Source organism: Paraburkholderia sp. BR10954 (genome assembly GCF_040965775.1).
Classification (GTDB): domain Bacteria; phylum Pseudomonadota; class Gammaproteobacteria; order Burkholderiales; family Burkholderiaceae; genus Paraburkholderia; species Paraburkholderia youngii.
Genome location: NZ_JBFRCK010000095.1, coordinates 1 through 7,197 on the forward strand (window position 1 = coordinate 1; position 7,197 = coordinate 7,197).

6 protein-coding genes and 3 pseudogenes are annotated in these 7,197 nt (G+C 58.6%); 1 reads left to right on the forward strand and 8 read right to left on the reverse strand.

Annotated features, from left to right (window positions below; all coding sequences use genetic code 11):
* Positions 1-227: 227 nt before the first annotated feature.
* The 5 genes and pseudogenes from AB4Y34_RS40155 to AB4Y34_RS40175 all read right to left on the reverse strand — a co-directional run bounded on the left by AB4Y34_RS40155 (position 228) and on the right by AB4Y34_RS40175 (position 5,227).
* Positions 228-1,029: pseudogene (locus tag AB4Y34_RS40155) on the reverse strand (family 1 encapsulin nanocompartment shell protein).
* Positions 1,022-2,110, reverse strand: coding sequence for a Dyp-type peroxidase (locus tag AB4Y34_RS40160; RefSeq protein ID WP_176370019.1), 1,089 nt, complete (start codon positions 2,108-2,110; stop codon positions 1,022-1,024). Before AB4Y34_RS40160 ends, AB4Y34_RS40155 begins: the two are co-directional and overlap by 8 nt.
* Positions 2,111-2,192: 82 nt before the next feature.
* Positions 2,193-2,549, reverse strand: coding sequence for an ATP-binding protein (locus AB4Y34_RS40165; protein ID WP_176370020.1), 357 nt, complete (start codon positions 2,547-2,549; stop codon positions 2,193-2,195).
* A 234-nt stretch (positions 2,550-2,783) separates the two neighbouring features.
* Positions 2,784-3,626 carry a hypothetical protein gene (locus AB4Y34_RS40170; protein WP_368719154.1) on the reverse strand — a complete coding sequence of 281 codons (843 nt, stop codon included), beginning with the start codon at positions 3,624-3,626 and terminating at the stop codon, positions 2,784-2,786.
* Between the two features lie 878 nt (positions 3,627-4,504).
* The gene (locus AB4Y34_RS40175; protein ID WP_255215361.1) at positions 4,505-5,227 is read right to left on the reverse strand and encodes an IS6 family transposase; all 723 of its coding nucleotides are present in this window, start codon (positions 5,225-5,227) and stop codon (positions 4,505-4,507) included.
* Positions 5,228-5,248: 21 nt separating this feature from the next.
* Between AB4Y34_RS40175 and AB4Y34_RS40180 the strand changes: the two are divergent.
* Positions 5,249-6,161, forward strand: a pseudogene (locus tag AB4Y34_RS40180) (IS3 family transposase); the annotation flags it as partial.
* A gap of 39 nt (positions 6,162-6,200) precedes the next feature.
* On the opposite strand, the gene AB4Y34_RS40185 reads toward AB4Y34_RS40180, so the two are convergent.
* The 3 genes and pseudogenes from AB4Y34_RS40185 to AB4Y34_RS40195 all read right to left on the reverse strand — a co-directional run.
* On the reverse strand, positions 6,201-6,335 hold the full coding sequence (locus tag AB4Y34_RS40185; RefSeq protein WP_368719155.1) for a hypothetical protein: 135 nt from the start codon (positions 6,333-6,335) through the stop codon (positions 6,201-6,203).
* Positions 6,336-6,545: 210 nt separating this feature from the next.
* A pseudogene (locus AB4Y34_RS40190) lies at positions 6,546-6,899 on the reverse strand (transposase); the annotation flags it as partial.
* Between the two features lie 102 nt (positions 6,900-7,001).
* Positions 7,002-7,197: transposase (locus AB4Y34_RS40195; RefSeq protein ID WP_368719156.1), on the reverse strand; the 196-nt coding region annotated here is incomplete at its 5' end.

Consider the following 7,197-nt stretch of genomic DNA (forward strand, 5'->3'; position numbering starts at 1 on the left):
TACTACAGTCGTCGTGGGCCGCAACAACAGTGGCAAGACGTCGCTTTCTGAAGTCATCCGACGGCTAATCGCCGACGGAAGCGCGCAGTTTCAGCTTGAAGACTTCTCAAGCGCCTGCTATGAGGACGTCCAGACGCAGTGCGTCGCAGAGCGCCAGCAACACGGATCAAGCGGTCGCATCAGACGCCGTTCCTTTGCGGCCGTCTCCCACCCCATTTCTGACTCGTCTATTCCGACCGAACCGTTACGCAGGCCTCGGACGTCTGCAGCAGGAACGTGAAGCTCTCCTGCAAATAGAGATGCACGCTTTGGTCATCATGGCTCAGATATCCAATCGACACATCCTGTCCAAGGTGGAGCGCGAAATCGCCACCGCGTGTGCTGAGAATACAGCCCCCAGCGATGGCCGGTGCCCAGATGAGCTCACCGCTCACGAATCGACGAATATGCTCGAGCACAGGATAGCCTTGCTCGTTCGCCTCGCTTACGGTTGTATAGGCGTTCGTGCCGAGCACCAACGTATACGGACCGTCCACGCCTTGAAGGCGCAGTTCTTCGAGCGCCTTCGCGATCACGGCTGGATAGCCTGCGGCGTCCGTGGGCAGCAGCAGCACCGGGTTCGACGCAGCTCCGCGGATGCCTGTGATCTGCGCGGCCCGGTAGCCGTCGAAGATCGCGCGGTCTTCCGCGAACGCGAGCCGCGTGGCCGCGTCCTTAGCGGGCTGCCAGTCGGAGTCTTCAGCGCCGCGTTCGACGTCGTCGATAGCGTTGCGCGACAGCGCGAAAGGCACGCGCAACTCGACGAGCGATTGAACTTCGCGTTGGCTCGCGCGAATTCCTTCCAGCGGCGCCTCGATGCCGTTCTGATGCCCCGTGCCGACGCCTGCGAGATCGGCACCGCCCGATCCCGTAACGTCCACGACTCGGCGGCCCGCGACCAGGCGCTTGAACGTGCGCGCGACTTCATCTTCGATCTGCGACCAGGCCGCGCTGGAAATGGGGCGCCAGCTCGCGGTGGAGATTATTCATACCGTGGTGCTCCTTTGAGGGATCTGATGGCAAGCGAGCCATCGCCGGACGGCATGTTCTGGGTTGTCTGCGCGTCTGGGATATCCCGGGACGATGCAGACGCGACGGTAATGGTGTGAGCGATTCCTGGGTCGCGCTCGGCGAGCGCCTTGAGCAGAGGCTCGGACGGCACGAAGAACAGTCCGCCCGTCACGGCACGGCTGAAGTCGAGCAGGCGGTCGTAGTTTCCAGCCGGTCGGCCGACAAACATGTTTTCCAGCATCTGTTCGATGGGCTGCGGCGAGCGTGCATAGCCGATGAAATACGTGCCGAATTCGCCAAAGCCGGGCCTGCCGAACGGCATGTTGTCCCGGAGAATCTTGATCTCGTCCCCGTTGGCATCTTCGAGCGTAGTCAGGGAACTATGCGACCAGCTCGGCTTCACCGAATCGTTCAGCTCGATGTCCCGGAGCTTCGTGCGGCCGATGATGTGCTCCTGCGCTTCTACTGACAGCGCACCCCAGCGTCTCATGTCGTGGAGGTACTTCTGCACGAGCACGTAGCTGCCGCCCACGAAGTTCGGGTCTGTGTCGCCGATCACCGTGAAATGCACGGCCTCTTCACCGACCGGATTTTCCGTGCCGTCGACGAAGCCGATCATTGCGCGCATATCGAAGTTGCGAAAGCCATGGACTTCATCCACCGTCGTCGCCGCTCCTTCGAGGCGGGCCATCAATTCTGTGGCGAGTTCGAAGCAGAGGTCCATGTGGTTGGCACGAATGTGCAGGAGCAGGTCCCCCGGTGTCGCCATCGCTACACGCCCACCGGCGCCGAATTCGCGGAACGGGTGGAGTTCAGCCGGACGAGGCGCACCGAAAAGCGCGTCCCACGCGTGCGAGCCGAACCCAACGACGCATGTGAGATTGCCTGATGGCACACGCTTGCCGATGGCGCGCGTGAGATTCGCGACATCGGCGCACCAGGCGCGCACGTTGGCCCGGCTCGCGGCGTCATCGTTGATGGTCGCGACGATGAAAATTGCGTTGCGCGTGACCGGCGAGAAGACGGCTTGGGGAAACGGCGGTACTGAGGATCGTGTCATTTTCTGATGTACTGTTCAGTGGAAGAAGACACCGGACGACCGGTGCGCCTGTGACTCGTTTCAGCAATTTTGCCAGAGCCCCTCATCGCGCGGGGCCACTGAGTGCGCCCTTCATCGCGGCCGTACCCCTACTCTCCTCTGGTCCGGTATATAGCGGCAGCGTGATGCGGAAGACAGCCCCCACTACGGACGCAACGTCGGCGCCGATGTTCCCGCCGTGAGCCTCCACGATTGAACGGCAAATGGAAAGACCCATGCCCATATCGTTCGCCTTGGTCGTGAAGAACGGACGGAAAAGCTGTTCGCGGTCTTCAAAAGCGATCCCGGGACCGCTGTCCTGAATGCTGAGCCGAACCTCGCGTCCCTCCAGCACCTCTGTACAGATGCGGATCAGCCGAGGTCCGTTCTCAAGCCCTGACATTGCTTGCATGACGTTCATCAGCAGATTAATGATTACCTGCTAGTGGATTCCGACGGGGCAGATGCAGTCCAACGATGTCACGTGATAGCCAATCTCCTTTTGTTATGGCGCAATGACCTTCGGCTTTCGTTTGGTGTGGCCAGAAAAAAGGCCTGCAAGACAGGGCTGACTCATAGAGAAGTTGTCTACGTGCAGTCCGCAGCGCCGCTCCTTCGGCAGCATTTCGAACTCGGCGGCCTGCCGTTGGGGTTCCTAGCCGTGCCTCAGGCAAAAGCGCGCGGAGCACACACCAGCACCCGTTTTCGCAAATGCACTGAGCCGGTCGATCAGTTCCACAAAACTTGCGAGGCTTGCCGTGCGAAGTCGATAGCAAGCGATATGATTGCGCTCACAGATGCACTCGAACATCTTCACGGTATCGTCGTCGATACAGTCGGCAGGGAACATGAGCATGTCGACATCTAGCAACGCGTCGGCCAGCAAACCGGTACTGTCCACAGCGTCGCTGCCGCGCGCCATCGTTCCGCCTGAGGCTTCCACGACCCACCGCATCGCAGGGAGAGATTCGGGCCGCCCCCCGACATATAGAACGCGCTTGCCCTGCAAAGCAGCGAGCGGATCGGCCTGCCGACCCGATGGGTAGTGCGCAGGATTCCCCAAAACCCGCTCCATCGCACTTGCTTCCGCTTGCAATGCTCTATTCAGCACATCCATTTCATTCAGCCGTACCCGCATTGCGCGCGTGCTTTCACGCTCGGCCGCAGCGCGCTGTTCCGCACTTTCGCGATAAATCGTATGAAGGGCGATCAGGTCGTCACTTTTGGTAAGTGCTTCGCGCAACATGAGGATTTCCCTTCGCAGTTCCACTTCGACGGTCGCCAGTTGCTCGTTCGGGCATGCAGCGAACCGTTGCTTCTGTATCGCTGCATCGCGCTCGGAACTAGTCTCGTGCAGTCGGCTCCGCTGTCGGTAGAGTTCCGCCCGCAGCGAGGAGCTCTCCCTTTCCGGCGCGACCGGGTGCGTGGTGTCCGTAGGAATTGCTCCGCTAACGGCATCCGGGGCTGCTTGTAAGCAGTCGAACGCGGATTGGTTCATATGCAGCTCCGTTTCGTGACGGGCTTTCATTGCGCCGCGGATCAGCGGATTATCGCCAGCCGTGCCGGCATTTTGCGATAAAGCGAGAACCGCACCCGAAGTTCTAGTGGTGGATAACAGGGATCTTGCATCGGCGCAGCACTTTTCGACTGACTTTCGCCGTGTGTTGGCACCGACCCAGCGTGAATTCCGAAATATATCGCGCGTTTCGCGCGGGCTCCGGCAGACTTCCGATCTTCGGGCTGTGAAAATACACATCTAGTTTCCAGGCTGGGTCGCCTTTACCCCTCTCTTAGATATGCTTTCAACAACGCGATCACGCGTCGTCAGCGCACTGCGCAGGCTGCTCGGTCACATCACTTCTCGGATCGCCGCTCGGTCCAATACTGCTATTTTATCCGTCGATTCGGCACCCGCCATACGAATGGGAACCCAGAACATGGAGCCGACCGCTGGACGCGCGAACGAGTCCTTGCGAATGCAATTGAATATAGCGAATGCGCTATCGTGCCAGTTTGATCAGTCTCAAAGCATCAGTAGTTTGCATCGCCTTGTTTCAGCCAAAACTTGCTCAACGACGTTGCATTTTCGCTGACTGAGGACGTAGCAGGGCCAGCGCATTGTACGCCCGTTAAGGGCAAAACCGCCACGACGACGATCGTGTCGGTGTGGACGTCAAGATGAGGAGCCTTCGTTAGATTGACATTTCGCAAATAAATTGTGCCCGAAATGGGACGAAAATTATTGTCCTTCCGTCTCTCTCATATGAATGTTTGTTCGAGATGACGTTGCAGGGCGCGCCCCTTCAGGAGGCAATTCAATGGGTTCTGTTGCAGTAAGGGTGTCGGGACGAGAAATATCGATATGGTAAGTATTGCTTATGACACAAGGGAGTAAAACTGCTGGGAAGCAGGCGACGGGTCTTTGCCCGCACATTTCATCTGTCCTTTCCTGATCATGTGCATTACCTCGATGCCGCCGAGAATAACCCTCGCACGGTGGAAGTTCTTGAATCCCAGCATCGGCCGGGTCCGGCGTTTGATAGCCCGATGGTCCTGTTCGACAATGTTGTTCAGATACTTGATCTGACGGACCTTGATCGGCGTCCCGCGATCGGCATTCACCGCATCCAGTGCGGCCAGATTGGAGCCGCTTTTGTCGATGGTCACGGTCTCTGGCGTACCATTATGGGCGATCGCCTTTTCAAAGAACCGCCGGGCAGCGACCTTGTCCCGCCTGGCCCTGAGCAGGAAGTCGACCGTGTCGCCCGCCTTGTCCACTGCCCGGTAAAGATATTTCCACTCACCTTTGATCTTGATATAGCTCTCGTCCATTCGCCAGCTTTTCCCAACCGGACGCTTGTGCTTGCGGAAGCTCCTTTCGAAGAGCGGCAACAGTTTGATGACCCAGCGGTACACCGTCGAATGATCCACCGCGACGCCACGCTCGTCCATCATTTCCGCAAGATTGCGCAAACTCAGCGAATAGGCCACGTACCATCGCACGCACAGCAAAATCACTTCAAGCGGGTAGTGACGGCGCTTCAGGACCTTGGCCAAGCCCGGCGCGAGTGTGGTTGGCGGTGTCTTCGTCTTCTTCATCGCACAGCTCAAAAATGCGCTGGCGTACTTCGCAAAGGTGTCGGATTGAAGTACGCCTGATTGAACTTCACAGCCGACAATGGCCGGTTTCCCTGACCTGCCAGGTGCTGGGTGTCAGCCCCAGTGGTTACCACTCCCGCAAGGCCCCGGACGTCGATACGGAGCGTCCGCGCCGACGCATCAGCAACGACGCGCTGCTGGTTCACATCAAGGCCGTGCACGCTGAATCCAAAGGCGAGTACGGCTGGCCGCGGGGGTGGAAGAAGCAGCTTGCCCAGGGCATTCGTGTCAGCAAGGATCGTGTCCAGCGGCTCATGAAGCTGCACGGCATCAAGGCGAAGACCAAACGCCGCTTCAAGGCCACCACCGACAGCAACCACAACCTTCCGGTCGCGCCGAACCTGCTGCAACGCGACTTCTCGCCTGCTCGCCCCGATCAGGCCTGGAGTACGGACATCACCTACCTCTGGACTGACGAGGGCTGGCTGTACCTGACGGTCATCCTCGACCTGTTCAGCCGTCAGGTGGTGGGCTGGTCGATGCAGCCACACATGCGCACGGAGCTGGCGTCTGACGCTCTGCGTATGGCGTGGTTTCGCCGCCGGCCGGAAGCGGGCCTGATCGTCCATAGCGACAGGGGTAGCCAGTATTGCAGTCATGACTTCCAGGACCTGCTTAAGGGCTACGGCATGCGCAGCTCGATGAGCCGTCGAGGAAATTGTTGGGACACGCGCCGACCGAGAGCTTGTGGGGATCGCTCAAGCGAGCACGCATCCTTGGCCAGCGCTTTGCAACGCATCGCGAAGCGATGGATGAGGTAATCGACTGGCTGAGCTTCTACAATCATTTGCGCTTGCACTCGACGTTGGGCTACGTCAGCCCGATGCAATTCGAGCAGGACTGGTACGCCGCCCAGAACACACGGGTGGCATAATCTCCGCTCAGTTAAGGGATCCGAAATTTGCGGGCAACGTCAATTCTCGGCATGCCCCCAATGGTCATTCGCAGCATAGATCTGCCTGAAGGTCAAGATGGCTCGGCCAGCAGCGAATTGCGCCACTTCGGGAAGCTTCTCGTTCGTTTTCAGCAAGGCATCGATCGACTCCATACACTGCCGCGGTGTCAAGCCTTCCGATTGTGAAACGTTTTCAAAGTCTTTGCATCCCTTGAGCACGAACGGTCTGGTGATCGAACGCGAGGTGTACCCTCGAGCCCCTGTCTCTCTATTTGCGACGCCTGTCAGGGCTTACTTGTTCTTCTTGTCGTATAGGCAGCTTTTTGTTAAGTCAAAATTTTTTGGAACATGGGGCGGATTGTATTTTTCGCCCGCCCCAATCGCACGAATCGAAGACGAATCCACGACCACGCGCGAGAAGTCGATCTTGTTCACCGCTCGCAACCTCGCCAGAAGCATTGCGTGCAATCGATCCCATACGCCGGCTTGTTGCCAATCGCGTAGCCTTCGCCAGCAACTGACGCCGGAGCCGCATCCCATCTCTGCTGGCAAATCTCGCCATCGGATACCAGTCTTTAGCACAAACAAGATGCCCGTCAGCGCGGCCCGATCCGGAACCGGCTTGCGGCCCGGATACTTGAAGCGGCGTGGCTTCGCTAGTGGTAGAAGTGGCTCGATCAGTGTCCACAGTTCGTCGTCGATGATTGGTTTGCCCATCTCCTCGATCCTGTTGTCACGACGATCGAGGTTAACAGGTTGTGTTGCGGGTTAACAGCGGCTTTGTCCGGATGGGTACGAGTTCCCTTGCCATGGACGCGACTATGCATTTTTGACGCAAACCGGTTTGCCGAAGGCGTTCCACCGGTTCAGCAGGTTGGCGATGATTATGCCTTCGCCTTCCTGCGACGCAAGCTCCTGCGTCAGCAGGCGCTCGCCGATGCAGCGCTTGATGCGCGAGATCTGTGCCTCGACCAGCGAGCGCACACCGTAGCCGTATTTCTTGTGAAATGCATAG